16 protein-coding genes and 1 pseudogene are annotated in these 13,481 nt (G+C 42.1%); 10 read left to right on the top strand and 7 right to left on the bottom strand.

What is annotated here, in order from left to right; genetic code table 11:
* Positions 1–14: 14 nt before the first annotated feature.
* Complete coding sequence (locus tag BTA30_RS04060) at positions 15–164, bottom strand: teichoic acid D-Ala incorporation-associated protein DltX (RefSeq protein ID WP_026589214.1); 150 nt, start codon at positions 162–164, stop codon at positions 15–17.
* 277 nt (positions 165–441) lie between these two features.
* Complete coding sequence (locus BTA30_RS04055; protein ID WP_076759588.1) at positions 442–525, bottom strand: YjcZ family sporulation protein; 84 nt, start codon at positions 523–525, stop codon at positions 442–444.
* A gap of 228 nt (positions 526–753) precedes the next feature.
* Here BTA30_RS04055 and ywaC point away from each other — a divergent pair, with 228 nt between their 5' ends.
* The 3 genes from ywaC to BTA30_RS04040 all read left to right on the top strand — a co-directional run bounded on the left by ywaC (position 754) and on the right by BTA30_RS04040 (position 3,374).
* Positions 754–1,389: a GTP pyrophosphokinase YwaC gene (ywaC, locus tag BTA30_RS04050; RefSeq protein ID WP_076760251.1), complete on the top strand. Its 636-nt coding sequence runs from the start codon at positions 754–756 to the stop codon at positions 1,387–1,389.
* Positions 1,390–1,773: 384 nt separating this feature from the next.
* On the top strand, positions 1,774–2,019 hold the full coding sequence (locus BTA30_RS04045) for a hypothetical protein (RefSeq protein ID WP_076759586.1): 246 nt from the start codon (positions 1,774–1,776) through the stop codon (positions 2,017–2,019).
* Positions 2,016–3,374 (top strand): MFS transporter, encoded by a 1,359-nt coding sequence (locus tag BTA30_RS04040; protein WP_076759583.1) that lies wholly within the window; start codon positions 2,016–2,018, stop codon positions 3,372–3,374. Before BTA30_RS04045 ends, BTA30_RS04040 begins: the two co-directional genes overlap by 4 nt.
* A gap of 323 nt (positions 3,375–3,697) precedes the next feature.
* Here BTA30_RS04040 and BTA30_RS04035 read toward each other — a convergent pair whose 3' ends face one another.
* The gene (locus tag BTA30_RS04035) at positions 3,698–4,072 is read right to left on the bottom strand and encodes a hypothetical protein (protein WP_076759581.1); all 375 of its coding nucleotides are present in this window, start codon (positions 4,070–4,072) and stop codon (positions 3,698–3,700) included.
* Positions 4,073–4,561: 489 nt separating this feature from the next.
* Entirely contained in the window at positions 4,562–5,902 is a 1,341-nt protein-coding gene (locus BTA30_RS04030; RefSeq protein WP_076759579.1) for a M28 family metallopeptidase, read from the bottom strand.
* Between the two features lie 316 nt (positions 5,903–6,218).
* Here BTA30_RS04030 and BTA30_RS04020 point away from each other — a divergent pair, with 316 nt between their 5' ends.
* The 4 genes and pseudogenes from BTA30_RS04020 to BTA30_RS23665 all read left to right on the top strand — a co-directional run bounded on the left by BTA30_RS04020 (position 6,219) and on the right by BTA30_RS23665 (position 8,813).
* Positions 6,219–6,944, top strand: a complete 726-nt coding sequence (locus tag BTA30_RS04020) for a YwaF family protein (protein ID WP_076759575.1) — start codon at positions 6,219–6,221, stop codon at positions 6,942–6,944.
* Positions 6,945–7,032: 88 nt separating this feature from the next.
* Positions 7,033–7,896, top strand: coding sequence for a glycosyltransferase family 8 protein (locus BTA30_RS04015; RefSeq protein ID WP_076759572.1), 864 nt, complete (start codon positions 7,033–7,035; stop codon positions 7,894–7,896).
* A gap of 144 nt (positions 7,897–8,040) precedes the next feature.
* Positions 8,041–8,322 (top strand): annotated as a pseudogene (locus BTA30_RS23670) (glycerate dehydrogenase); the annotation flags it as partial.
* On the top strand, positions 8,301–8,813 hold the full coding sequence (locus BTA30_RS23665) for an NAD(P)-dependent oxidoreductase (protein WP_327834447.1): 513 nt from the start codon (positions 8,301–8,303) through the stop codon (positions 8,811–8,813). The pseudogene BTA30_RS23670 and the gene BTA30_RS23665, both read left to right, overlap by 22 nt.
* 33 nt (positions 8,814–8,846) lie before the next feature.
* On the opposite strand, the gene BTA30_RS04005 is transcribed toward BTA30_RS23665, so the two are convergent.
* Entirely contained in the window at positions 8,847–9,227 is a 381-nt protein-coding gene (locus tag BTA30_RS04005; protein ID WP_076759570.1) for a VOC family protein, read from the bottom strand.
* Between the two features lie 153 nt (positions 9,228–9,380).
* On the opposite strand from BTA30_RS04005, the gene BTA30_RS04000 reads away from it, so the two are divergent.
* Positions 9,381–10,571 carry a class I SAM-dependent rRNA methyltransferase gene (locus BTA30_RS04000; protein WP_076759568.1) on the top strand — a complete coding sequence of 397 codons (1,191 nt, stop codon included), beginning with the start codon at positions 9,381–9,383 and terminating at the stop codon, positions 10,569–10,571.
* Between the two features lie 542 nt (positions 10,572–11,113).
* Here BTA30_RS04000 and BTA30_RS03995 read toward each other — a convergent pair.
* On the bottom strand, positions 11,114–11,797 hold the full coding sequence (locus BTA30_RS03995) for a CidB/LrgB family autolysis modulator (RefSeq protein WP_076759566.1): 684 nt from the start codon (positions 11,795–11,797) through the stop codon (positions 11,114–11,116).
* Entirely contained in the window at positions 11,779–12,165 is a 387-nt protein-coding gene (locus BTA30_RS03990) for a CidA/LrgA family holin-like protein (protein WP_076759564.1), read from the bottom strand. The genes BTA30_RS03995 and BTA30_RS03990 overlap by 19 nt, the downstream gene beginning before the upstream one ends.
* A gap of 483 nt (positions 12,166–12,648) precedes the next feature.
* Here BTA30_RS03990 and BTA30_RS03985 point away from each other — a divergent pair, with 483 nt between their 5' ends.
* The gene (locus tag BTA30_RS03985) at positions 12,649–13,077 is read left to right on the top strand and encodes a DUF5082 family protein (protein ID WP_076759562.1); all 429 of its coding nucleotides are present in this window, start codon (positions 12,649–12,651) and stop codon (positions 13,075–13,077) included.
* Positions 13,074–13,343, top strand: coding sequence for a YwqI/YxiC family protein (locus tag BTA30_RS03980; RefSeq protein WP_076759559.1), 270 nt, complete (start codon positions 13,074–13,076; stop codon positions 13,341–13,343). The genes BTA30_RS03985 and BTA30_RS03980 overlap by 4 nt, the downstream gene beginning before the upstream one ends.
* The last annotated feature ends 138 nt before the right edge of the window (positions 13,344–13,481 follow it).

Genomic DNA, 13,481 nt, shown 5'->3' with positions numbered 1-13,481 from the left:
TGTTTTTTTCTCCATTAAAAGTCATTATAAATATATGAACCTGTATTTGCTGTATGGAATCCATAAATCAAAAACAACAGCAGCAGAATGAGAAAGTAATAGGAAGTGTTGAGCAGCCACTTCGTTGTTGTTTTTTCATACAACACTTTAAGCTTATTTAACATTGATCTGTTCCTTTCCGTATTGAATTGCCTTAACAAAAGTATAAGACGAATAGGATGTATAAAAGTTTCATTTGTGGGAAAGTTTTTGAGCTGTGCCGTTGAAAAACGGCCGCTGAAGCCCATCAGCCTATTATAAACATTTTCTGTTGAATATCAATCTTTTGTGGAAATAAATTCTTTTTGAGCGGCGTAAAAAACAGGCCGCAAGAAAAGATGCAACCTTTTCCTGCAAGCCTGCCGTTTGGGCGGAGGAGGTCTGACATGGGGAGGAAACAGCTTAGTATCTCACAAATGCAGAACCGACAATGATAAGCAAAATAAATAGCACTACGATTAAAGCAAAGTGATTAGAGAAAGACATAAAACATCACCTCCCCTTAGATGGTAATACAAAATATGAAGTATTCATGACTTTTGAAAGGGTAATAAATTTAAATTTATGGAAAATGATGAAGTCAACTACTACTTCAACATTCACGATCTTAAATATTCGAAACTTTAGCTGAGATGAGCCCGTCTACTTTTTTAGAAAAAGCGAAATGATGATATAAGGAGAAAAATAGCGATGGATATTGGAATAGATAAAATGATGGGGCTCCCTGCGGATCAAATCGAAGACTTAAGGAGCCTGATGGAAGATTGGAAAAATGAGCTTTTGGTATATAAATTTGCTTTGGATCAAATGGATACAAAATTTTCGATTATCAGCCAGGAATACAATTTAATTCACGGTCATAACCCGATCGAACATACGAAATCAAGGGTGAAAAGCTTTGAAAGCCTGATCAACAAGCTGGTGAGAAAAGGCTGTGATATTACAACCAGTGCCGCAAAGGAACATATTCATGACATCGCCGGACTCAGAATCGTTTGTTCATTCATGTCCGACATTTACAATATGGTCGAGGTGTTAAAGCAGCATGAAGACATTAAGATTTTGAAAGTGAAAGACTACATTAAAAATCCGAAGCCGAACGGATATCGGAGCCTTCACTTGATTGTAGAAGTGCCTGTGTATTTGACCAACCGTGTTGAACATGCAAAGGTGGAAATACAAATCAGAACGATTGCCATGGATTTTTGGGCGAGCCTTGAGCATAAGATCTACTATAAATTAAATAATGAGGTGCCGAACCAGCTGACTGATGAATTGAAAGAAGCAGCGGATATCGCCAATTATTTGGATGAAAAAATGTTTCACATCAGATCAAAAGTGGATCAATAAAGAAAGCCGGGGCAAGGCAGATCGCCCGGCTTATTTTTTTTGCCTGATGAGCAAAGTGATCCCCTCTGAAATCAGCAGCTCCCTCGGATATGAATTCTAAACTTTCCCCCGAACTTTAAAGCTTTTGTCTAGTTTGCTACTTTTCGAACGCTCCTTTGATTAAGTTTTTCATTTTTTTCTTCGCCAGACGCTCAGACTTCCTTCAGCTTTTTGTTCTGTAAAAGCATCGCCTGTTTTTCTTACTCACGCCATATGTGGCTGTCAGCAATAGAATGTCATCACTTGATGAGTCCGCTTCGATTTTCCGTGCCTTCCAGGAACATAATTGTGAATCGAAAAATCGAATCAAGAAAAAGATAATAACAGCTTTGAGGAGGCCTTGATATGGATACGGATTTCAGCCAATCGGTTTTGCTATACAATTTGCGAGTAGGAGAGGCCGGAGTGAGGCGGGACGCTCGGGTCGGGGGAGGATCTGCATTGCAAGTTGTTGTTCAGCAGAAGGCGGTCTTAGACAAATACAAAATGGATTTGGATCTTTGGATTCCAGCTGAAAGGAGAGCCGAAATGGAAAAGGCGCATTCTCATGACGGAACGAGAGGCAGCTGGAAACGGCGGAAGAACAAATGAACATATTGAAGAAGAATCGTGCTTTATTTTTGACGACTGTCGCCTCCGGCACCATGCTGAATCCGCTGAACTCTTCCATGATTTCATTGGCGCTGCACAGCATTCAACATGATTTTCAGCTTTCGTTTACAACTGTATCGTGGTTAATTTCATCATTTTATTTGGCAAGTGCGGTTGCTCAGCCTGTAACGGGAAAGCTGGGAGATTTAATCGGTCGGAAAAAAATGTTTTTGTTCGGGTTGATTCTCGTAGCTGTCTCGGCAATCGGTGCGCCTCTTGCTCCGGCTTTTTCTATCTTGCTGGCTATGCGCTTATTCCAATCAATTGGGAGCGGCGCCATCTATCCTTCAGGCGTAGGGCTGATCAGAAGCCATATTCACGAACGCCAGGCATCCGCTCTTGCAGTTCTTTCGATTTTTTCTTCTGCCATGACAGCTTTTGGTCCGACAGTAGGAGGGTTTTTAATCGTACTAGGCGGGTGGCCGGCGATTTTTATTGTCAACTTTCCATTTATACTGTTCAGCTTTTTATTGGGGATGTTTATTTTACCGAAGGACGAGAAAAAAGCCGGTGTAAATGCCAAGGCCGTCATCAGGCAGCTTGATTTGACGGGAATCATTTTATTTGCGGGCGGCATTGCTCTGTTATTGTCTTTCTTGCTTTCTTTAAACTCCTCTCCCCATTATGCCGAGGGTGCAATCGGCTTGCTTTTTCTTTTGATGTTTGTATGGTGGGAGCTGCGCACGAACAGTCCTTTTATTGATATACGGCTGTTTATATCACGGCGGTCTTTGTCATCCGTCTATATCCAGTTTATAATGTTAAACATTTTTAATTATTGTTTATTCTTCGGGCTGCCGAGTTATTTTCAGGATGAAATGCATCTCTCCGTTCAAACAAGCGGTTTGCTCATGCTGTTTATGTCGGGGATGAGCGTGATCGTTTCGCCGCTTGCAGGGATATGGATTGATCGTTCAGGAGAAACACAGCCGGTGTTGGTTGGTTCATGTTTAATGGCTGCAGGCGCAGTGTTGCTTACCCTGTTTTTTGTTCAAGCACCGATGATATGGAAAGGCGCCATCCTTTCTCTATTAGGGATCAGCTACGGGCTCGGCAATGTGGCTCTGCAGGCCGCCATGATCAGGACAAGTCCGGCAAATATCGTCGGGACGACCTCAGGTCTTTTTCAAACGTGCCGCTATTTAGGTTCGATCCTTTCATCGATTATCCTCGGATTGCTGTTTGGGAAAGAAATAACGGCCGGACATTTTCAGGATTTAGGGGTAATCATGATCATCGTCGCCATTGGAAGCCTGGTCATGAGTGTCCGGTTCATCAAGCTGATAAAGGATTGAAAAAATGGAGCACGAGATGGGGCTTCATTTTTAGTTATGCCGATTCCTGCAGATCCGAACAAAAAATGGGTATGATTGATTAGAGATCGGGAAAACGATGGTCATATCGGGAGAAGTTGTTCTAGGCCAGTTACATGGGTACTTGTTTTAAGTGTTGAATCTCTTTAAAACATTCAAAACGTATGGTTGATCAACCATACACTTATTTATAGAGAATCATTACAAATTAACGTCTGCGCTTATTGGTCACAACTCTAATGATCATAATGACTATAAAGATAGTGAATAATTGGATAAGGTAAGGGAACACAATAAAACATCTCCTAGTAAATTTTTGAGAATATAATAAATAAAATGTTGATTGTTGCAATAATAAGAGCACCAAGGATTGCAATAACTGTCTGCGCACTCAAGTTTATCATGTTATTTGCTAGTAAGATAAAAAAAATAAAGAGATATCCCATCAAAATAAAATAATGATAAAACATGGCTTTTTGTTGTATTAATTTATGGCGCTCATCATTTTTCTTAAATTGAGGATATAAATAACCTAATGTGAAAAACATGATAAATAAAGAAAAAGGCAGAAAAGCCATTTCAAGTCCAGATCTTCCATTAACCACTGTACTAAAAAACATATATAGACTTAAAATCAACATCAAAAAACTGATTGTGAAATAACCTAATCGTGAATTCATGATTGACCTCCTAAATCTTCGCCAAAGCTTCTCGAGAATAGTTGTATTTCTGTCTGAATTCAACAAGTCGATTATCCATAACCTCGTAATTCCACCGTAACGTAAAATAAACTTTACATAAAGGGAGATTTACAAAATGAGGACCATAGGCCCAGTCATCCAAACACCGATCATGTTGAAAGGCATCGTGCTTTTCACGCAGCTATAGTCTGGGCAATGTTACCTTGTAAGCGGCATAATCAGGATAAGTACGAAAAAGTTGGTCGGCACAGCTTCAGGGTATATGTGCCGCGATTTAAGTTTGATCCTTTCATCGATGATCCTCGGATTGTTGTTTGGGAACGAAATGACCCAGGGTATTTCAGGACGGGGAAGGTGATAACGTTGGAAACGATCGGGAGCATGGCGGTAAGTTTCCGGTTTATCAAATAAAGCGGAATAAAAAAATGAAGCAGATCAAATCGATCTGCTTCATTCAAATGTCAAAGACTACTGAAGTCCAGAAGTCTTTTCTTTTTTGATATGGTCATAAATTGCCGTTCCGGCGATTTGTCCGGCTGTTTTCAGTCTGTCCTTGCTGATGTGTTCAATCGTATCGAAAGGAGTGTGATACCAAGGCTCTAAAGCGCCTGTACCCGGTTCTCCCCAAATAAAGTTAGCTGAATCGATGCCCGCTTCATTGAATGGTACATGGTCGGACGAGCCGCCTTGGCTTAAGTATAAAACATCTTTACCAAGCTTTGCCGCCGCTGTTTGGCTCAATTGCCAGACAAGGTTTGCCGAACCGTCGGGCGTGTTGATATAAAGCTGTGAGGCATTTTCCCAGTTTGTTGCGACCATATCCAAGTTGAAATTGGCTGCACTGCGTTTGATCTCCTGCTCTGACAAGTGGCTGATATAATATCGCGAGCCGACAAGCCCGATTTCTTCGGCTCCGAATGTAATAAAGCGGATTTCTTTATCAGCGGGAATGTTTTTCATGATTCGTGCAAGCTCCAGTACGACTGAAGTTCCTGATGCATTGTCATTGGCTCCCGGCGCATCAGGCACACTGTCATAATGCGATGTCACATATACGATGTCCGGATTTTTGATTCCTTTTGGTTTGCGGACGCCGATCACGTTTTGGGAGGTTTGATTTTTAAAAGCCTTTACCTTAAGTGTAGCTTCTTGTTCAGAGAGCAGCTTTTCTCCATCATCCTTTTTGATTCCGACAACCGGAATGTCGGTTTTATTGCCGCCTAGGTTTGGCGTCAGAGGAACGAGGCCGTCTATATGATTATAAATAATAACCCCCGCTGCACCTGCCTCAGCGGCGTTTTTTGCTTTTTCATAAAATGTAAGCTCCCCCCTTAAAATCACCGCGATTTTCCCTTTTGCTTCTTTAGTGAAGTCCCCGGGCAGACCGAGTCCTGCATCATAGAGCGGGGCGGTCAAACCTTCTTCGGCAGTAGGGGCGGAACCGGCGGCAGGCCGTGATGATATTTCATCTCCATGAACGGTCAGGATTCCTTCCAATCTGTCCGGGATGCTGAAGGTTTGTGTGCTTACTTTCAATTTTGATTTTTTCATCTGTTTCGCGATAAATTGTCCGCTCTTTTTTTCTTCTGCTGTACCTGTGACACGAGGGCCGATCGTTTCGCTTAAATGATAAATTGTTTGATAAGCGCGGTTTTCATTAAACTTCTTGCCGATCTTTCCTGCATCTTTGGCAATAGCAGTTTCCGGCGCCGCCTGAACTGTATTTGCCATGCCATCGGCGGATGGAATGAAAACACCGCCTGCAATAATGGATAACGCCAACCCCAGTATCATCATTTTTCTCTTCATAAAAAAACCTCCTTGATGGTCTTTCCTTTGGAAAAGAAATTCTCATCAAAGAAAGCAAATCCTGCCATCACATGATAAATGAGGCGATAGACTGGTAATTTGAGGCTGATTTTTATGTGATCAGAATGTTGGGGTGACCACTCTTTCCATTGGCCTGTAAAGTTTGCCGGACGTGTGGAGCGTTTAAAAAGCCGAATGTGATGCAAATGAAAACGGTTATCTTCCCATTCGGCAGCCTTTTTTCATGATATCAGTGAATAATCGAGAAGTTTTGTCGCAAAATAACGTTAAAATACTTTCACGACAGGTGCTCATGATGAAGACATATTTTCAAAAAGATTATCAGCTCGGGTCTTTTGAGCTTTTTTCAACTTCACATATTGTGACATTATTGGTGGTTGCGGCGCTCGGCGTTTGTCTGTTCGTGTTTCGGAAGACGCTGCAAAAGCCCGAATGGAACCGGCTGATTCGCTATGCCTTTGTGGCGATTCTCATCATTTCAGAAATCAGCTACCACTCATGGTTCATTTTTGTCCGTTCATGGACGCCCCGGTATTGTTTGCCTCTTCATCTCAGCGATCTTTCGGTTTACCTTGTCATCATCTTGTTGTTGACAAAAAACCTCAATCTGTTTAAATTTCTTTATTTCGCCGGCCTTGGAAGTGCGCTGCAAGCGATGCTGACGCCTGACCTGGGAAGATTCGGATTCCCCCATTTCCGTTTTTTTGAGTTTTTTATTTCCCACGGGCTCGTCGTTCTCGCCTGCCTTTTCATGGTCGCGGCTGAAAAATATAAACCGACGGTGCGCTCTCTTTGGATCACGTTTCTCCTTGTAAATGTTTATGGAGCAATGATCTTTGTCGTGAACCGCCTGTTGAAATCGAACTATATGTACATGATGAAAAAGCCCGGGGGAGGAGCGTCGCTTTTAGATGTGCTCGGGCCTTGGCCGTGGTACATTTTGTCAGCCGAAGCTGTGACGATTGTCTTCTTCTATCTCCTCTATACGCCCTTTTGGATCAGACGGAAAAAGGATCAATGATGATCCTTTTTTTGTTTGAACATATTGATGGTGTTTATTTTTTGAAGAAAGGGAATAGAACAAAAAAAGAAAAGGAGATGGAAATCATATGAAAACCGACCGTACCATGCACATTATTTCTTGCACAGACAATAACTACGCACAGCATTTGAGCGTCATGTTTACATCGTTATTAATGAACATGGATAAAGCACGGGATATAAAGCTGTATGTCATTGACGGAGGAATTGAACAGGACAATAAGAAGCGTCTAGAAGAAACGACCCTTCGTTTCGGGGTTCCCATCACATTTCTAAATGTGGAAAAAAGCCAGTATGACCGTGCGATTGAAAGCAGCCATATTACAAAAGCGGCCTATTACAGGATTTCCATTCCTGACCTTATTCAAGATCAATCTGTCAAAAGAATGATCTATGTCGATTGTGATGCCCTAGTATTAGAGGACATTTCCAAACTGTGGAACAAAGATATTGCCCCCTACTATGCAGCAGCGGTTGAAGATGCCGGGCAGCATGAAAGACTGAAAAAAATGAAGATCAGTGATGAGGCAAAATATTTTAACTCAGGCATTATGATCATCGATATGGAAGCATGGAGAAAAAACAACATTTCCAAAAAAGTGATCGACTTTATTCATAACAACGGTGAAGAGATGTTTGTCTTTCATGACCAGGATGCGCTTAACGCGATTCTTTATCATCAGTGGCATGAACTTCATCCAAGATGGAACGCTCAAACCCATATTATTTTAAAAGAAAAAACACCAGCTTCCCTTTTGGACAAAAAGCGCTATATGGAAACAAGGGCAAATCCCGCAATTGTTCATTTCTGCGGAGGAAACAAGCCTTGGAATTCACAAACATCACACCCATATGCCCGTCATTATTTTAAGTATTTGCAGTACACAGCATTCGGACAGCCTGCCAAATGGTCTAAAAACCATGTCAGCTAACATGCCGATATTCTTTATAAGTATAGAGTGAATGGATATAATCACGATAATCCTGACGTATCCCCATAATCGCTTGTTTCCTCAAGTTTGGAAACAAGCATTTTTCTAGTCGTGAAAAATCCAAATGAATGGAGGCCGGGACTTATGGTTAAAGTACTTTTGACGCTTAGTGAGTTTTTTTACCGCGCTGCGCCGCAGTTAAAAGAAAAAATTGAAAGGCTCGGGGCTGAATTCACCTTCCTGGATTCAAATAAAACGGTCAGACAGGACTTGTTAACCTATATCAAGGATGTCCATATTTATGTTCTCGAGATTGAAAAAGCAGATCGAGAGCTCATCGATGCTGCTCCCAATTTGCGATACATCATGAAATTTGGAGCGGGAGTCGATAATATAGACACGGAATACGCAAGGGAAAAAGGGATTTACATAACAAATGCCCCCGGTCAAAATGCTTCGTCTGTTGCAGACTTGGCTTTCGCCTCCTGCTGTCAGGCGCCCGGTCGATTCCACAATCAAACGCCGCTGTCAAAAGCGGTTTATGGCATGTATCCATGGGATATGAACTCGATGGCAAAACACTACGTCTCATCGGCTTTGGCGAAATCGGCAAGAAGATTGCCAGAAGAGCTTTGGGCTTTAACATGAACATGCTGGCTTACGGCACATACAAAGACTACAAGGCGGCAAAACGGCTGAATGTAAGGTTTTCAAAACTGGATGATGTATTGGCCAAATCAGATTTTGTCTGCATCAGCACATCATTAAGACCTGACACCTATCATCTGATAAATGAAGAAAGAATAGCGAAAATGAAGAAGACGGCTTTTCTGATTAATATCGTCCGCGGAGAAGTGGTTGACGAAAACGCGCCGCTCGCCTTTTGTGTGGCTCCTGGCGGCATCCCAACCTCATAGTGCCGGGGAAGGGAGAGGGTTCAGCCATCTCTATCAGGTTCTTTGGAAAAATTCGATCGCTTCACCTTCAGGACCGAATATAAAAAAGTAGCGGTAGCCGTTCGGCAGTGTGGTTATCCCGTCTTCCATCAGCTTGACCTCGTTTTCTCTCATTCGGGTCAATTCAGCGTCAATATCATCTGTCGAAATGGCAAAATGGTGTACTTTTCCTTCTGCCGGAAGATTGTCGTTATACCCTTGGATCAGTTCGAGCTCTGTTTCTTCACTGTTTTCAAAACCTAAAAAAGCAAGCTTCATGATGCCGTTTGTGTGTGTCATTTTGTCTTTTAAAGTCATACCGACAATATCCTGATAAAATGTGATAGATGCCTCAATGTCCTTTACCATCAATCCTACGTGATCGATTCGTGCCATCTCGGGATTCCTCCTTCTTTTCCTCCATTATCTTAGAAAAATCGGAATCATCTGTCAATTATTTCGACAGAGAAATTTGGCTATCATGTATAGGAAAATGAATAGAGCATTATGGTAGGATAGAGAAAGACTTCGACATAAGGACTGAAAACAATGAAGACGTTAAAGATAAAACACAGCTATGCGGAAAAGATTAAAAAAGGCTATCCTTTGATTTCGAAAGAATCTGTTCTTTCAACAGACAGCCATATCACAGAAGGGGCGCTGATCGAGCTTTATGATGAAAACGGAGGTTTTTTGGGAAAAGGCTATTACGGGGAGCAGAACAAAGGAATCGGCTGGGTTCTGACGAAAAAACGGGAAGAATCAATCGATGCAAACTTCTTTCTGAGCAGGCTGGCAAAAGCCTTTCAGGAAAGGGAGACACTGTTCCAAGATGCGGAAACTACAGCTTTTCGCTTGTTTAACGGGGAAGGAGACGGAATCGGCGGCTTTACGATCGATTATTATGATGGGTATTTTCTGATTCAGTGGTACAGCAAAGGGATTTATACATTTAAGGATTTGATCATCTCCGCCCTTGATGAGCTGGCTGACTATAAAGCTGTCTATGAGAAAAAACGATTTAACACGGCGGGGCAGTATGTCGAGGATGACGACTTTGTCAAAGGAACAAGGGGAGAGTTTCCGATTATTGTAAAAGAGAACGGCATGCATTTTGCTGTTTACCTCAATGACGGAGCCATGACGGGCGTTTTTCTTGACCAGCGTCATGTGCGCAAGACGATTAGAGACCGGTATGCCGAAGGGAAAACCGTGCTGAACACATTTTCCTATACCGGGGCATTTTCCATTGCTGCAGCACTTGGAGGCGCCCGAAAAACAACAAGCGTTGATGTCGCAAACCGCAGTTTAAGCAAGACGATCGAACAGTTCAGCGTCAACGGTCTTGATTATGAAGCCCATGACATAAAAGTGATGGATGTCTTTAAATATTTCCAATATGCCGCCAAAAAACAGTTTAGCTTTGATCTGGTGATCCTTGACCCGCCATCATTCGCAAGAACGAAAAAACATACGTTCAGCGCGGCAAAGGATTATAAAAATCTGTTGAAAGAAACGATCCAAATTACAAAAGATCAAGGGGTTATTGTCGCTTCAACAAACAGCAGCGCTTTTGGGATGAAAAAGTTCAAAGGATTCATTGAAGCGGCGTGCAAAGAAACGGGAACAAGCTACACGATTCTGGAAGAACACTCTCTGCCTGAGGACTTTCAAACGATAAAAAGCTATCCGGAGGGCAATTATTTAAAGGTTGTATTTTTGCGGATTCAGCGCCGCTAAAATGGTTGAAAACTGACATCAGAGCATTTTGTTCCAGAAACAGGATAAGCCTGAGGATGCGTTCGCATTCCCAGGCTTTTTTGTGCATTTTACGAGACAAAAAATTTCTACCAGATGATTCATGTATATTGAGGTTACGCGAAAAACTGACTAGCGGGAAGTTATGAATGACGGAGTAATGACATCGATAGGTATTTATATGGCTGGAATGCTGCTGATCGGATATGGAGAACAGCGGATCTGACCGAATATATGCTTTTGGAAAGAAATCTGGGCCCGCTGTCACCGCTTTAAGCGCCGGTGTTTTCTAAAGTGAATTCGGTTGACCCCGACCTTTTGCGTCTATTCAAGGGAACATATGGTGATTCCAATGTATTTTTTACCCTAAATTCTTTCGGATTGAAAGAATTCAGGGTAATGTTTTTGTTTTGTATAACCATTCATTTAATTCAGGTTTTTTTTATTCCATTGTATTTAACAGATACTTTTACTTCTCTTTTTGGGTAAAAGGTGTGCAAGAAACAGATGTTAGTAACGCGATTTTACACAGTCACAAGAGAAATCAAAAACGGTGCGGCGCAAAGTGTAATAATCGCCGCTAAAATCATTGATACGCTGGAGATGGTCCCGGACACTGAGCTCAGCTCAAACGCTTTTGACGTGCCGGCGCCGTGGGCGCTTGTTCCGAGCAAAACGCCTCTTGCAATTTCATTGTCGATCCGAAAATAGCGGATCACCATCGGTCCGATCACTGATCCGAACAAAGCGGTCAAAATGACAAACACGGCCGTGACCGGAGGCACTCCGCCGATCATTTCAGACACGCTCATCGCAATCGGGGTTGTGATCGATCTTGGAACGAGGCTCTCGATAAGGTTTGCATTCAGCTTGAACAGCTTTGCGATCAACGCTGTTGACAGAATCGCGATGCAACAGCCGACTGTTACATTGATCATGATTTCAACAGCGTATTTTTTTAAGATCGGAAAATATTTATAGAGCGGAATCGCAAAAGCCACAGTAGCAGGCTGGAGCATGTCTGTCAGCAGCCGTCCGCCTGCATTGTATGCATCAAAAGGTACATTGATCAAAAGCAGGAGGCCGACCAATATCAGCGGAGTGATCAATAGAGGTGAAGCATACACCTTGGGATGACGGGTATACAGCGCCTTTGCCCCCATATAAATGAACACTGTGGCAATCAGGCTTATGCATCCGATGAACATGTTTTTTTCCTTTCCTTTCTGTTAGCAATCATTTGAGTCAGCATCCCCGTTGAGACCATGACGACAAAAGTGCTGAGCAGCACAACGAGTATAATGCTTGTTCCGAATTCCTTAAGTAACTCTCCATAATTCATAATTCCTACCGCTGAAGGGACAAAAAACAGAAGAAGCTCCGCAAGAAGCCATAATGCGCCGATTTCAATCCATTCGAGCTTAATGACCTTGAAATGGAGAAGCGCAAAGATCACGATAATACCGATAATGCTTCCGGGTATTTTTATATGAAGAACCTCAACAAGCAGATTCATCAAACGCGCAAATATAAATAAAAGAGCGACCTGACCGATTCCTTTAATGAATGTTTTCATGTCATTATCCCCCTTTCTAAACAAGAGTGTACATGAGATTTAGGTATAGGTAAAATACATAAACAGAATAGTTATTATTCATTTTGTCTATATGAAAAAAGCAAAAACCAGGGCAAAAGAAACAGTTTATTTACTAAAATTAGAAACTGTCATTCGGAATAGATTGGCTGATTTTTGTGACAATCAAACCGCCTCGTTCCCGTGTCTTTGGACTTGGTCGAGGAGAGAAGGCCCTGTGGTTAATTCCAAAAGACCGGGCGTATATTCTTAAAAACCTCAGTCGTAAAGGTTAGCTGCTGTGTATAATGCCCTAAAAACAGTATTTAAAGCCTATTCAACATCCATGCTTTTCGACTTAAACTATAAATATTGGAAATGTGCGCAAGTCTAGTAAAAGATGTGAATCTATGAATGGCAACTGAAGCGTGATTTGACAGGAAAAAACCAATGTAAATCATACTGCAATTTCAGAGGTGACAATGAATGGACTACTCAAGCACGCTGCAAAAAATACACGGCGTACTCTCGCATAAAGCGGCGGAGCTGGAAGAACAAATTTCAAGGCTGGAACGGGCAAAACGGGATGTTGAAAGGGAACAAAATCTCGGCATTGAAGAAATCCGACAGATTTTACGTCCGAGTCTTGAAAAATCTTGGACCGGAAGCCGGGCAGCCGATTTTAATGAAGCACGTGATGAAGCGCACACAGTCATGTACAGAATTTTTAACGATGATTATGAGAGGTATATTCATAAAATCGATTTAAAGATATTTGCTTTAGACGCTGAAAAAGGAGCGGTTGAAGCTGCAAGCTGGTCGGCGGACCGGGCGGACTTTCTGCTGGAAAAAGGAGAAGAAGCCGTCGATGCTCTGCACAGCACAATTAATGGTTTAAAAGGGTGGTTGAAATGAGTAAAACGATTAAACTGAACCATGCAGCGGTCATGAAGCAGCTGGACCAGGTAAAAAGCGCGCTTGACTCTGTTTCCTTAAAAGGCCCTTCAGCCGGGTCTCTTGGCCAAAACAACCTTGACTTTACAAAAAAATGGCTTGAACGCGAAGACACCATTCGCGACATGGTCAAACAGTACAAAGAAGCCGTTCATAAAAATATTGAAGACACCCGGTCGAATGTGGATACATTGAAGGAACAAGATGAAGCAATCGCCAGAAAATAAGTGCTGCCGGCAATTTGCCGGCAGCTTTTTTTTCGGGCCCTGAAAAAAGGTTGGGGTGCAGAAAATTTTAAATTTGGTTTAAAATATGAGGGTAAACAGCAAATATGATATATGAAAAGCTCTGAAAGGATGTCAAAC

Source organism: Bacillus swezeyi (assembly GCF_001969815.1).
GTDB classification, from domain to species: Bacteria; Bacillota; Bacilli; order Bacillales; family Bacillaceae; genus Bacillus; species Bacillus swezeyi.
Note: the sequence above shows the minus strand (reverse complement) of the source record. Positions and strands in the feature narration are given on the sequence as shown.